This window comes from Italian clover phyllody phytoplasma str. MA1 (assembly GCF_000300695.1).
Lineage (GTDB): Bacteria > Bacillota_I > Bacilli_A > Acholeplasmatales > Acholeplasmataceae > Phytoplasma.
In genome coordinates this window covers 1-312 of sequence record NZ_AKIM01000161.1, presented here as the reverse complement: position 1 = coordinate 312, position 312 = coordinate 1, and the positions used below count along the sequence as shown (strand labels likewise).

At 31.7% G+C, this 312-nt stretch carries 1 pseudogene; it reads right to left on the bottom strand.

The window, feature by feature from the left end:
• A pseudogene (locus tag RI01_RS03120) lies at positions 1-312 on the bottom strand (hypothetical protein); the annotation flags it as partial.

Below are 312 nucleotides of genomic sequence, written 5' to 3'. Positions count from 1 at the left end.
CCAATTCCTAAACAAATACCGATGACGCTTAAAGTAGTCGCTAGATAATAACCTAATTTCGTTTGTGGTGAAGGAGTATGATTAGGATCTTTATCTTTTCCTGTTAATTTAAGATAGATATACTCGATAACATTACAAATTGGTTGAGTAGTTTTATCGTATAATATTTTGGTTTTAGCCGTGGCGTTGCTCGTGAAAGTGTTGATTTGATTTAAAACTTCAGGAAAGAATTTGAAAAGGATCCAATAAATCGCCCCACCAATTAATAATAATGGGATACACCAAATGAGAATTTTAAAGAAAGTTTTAATG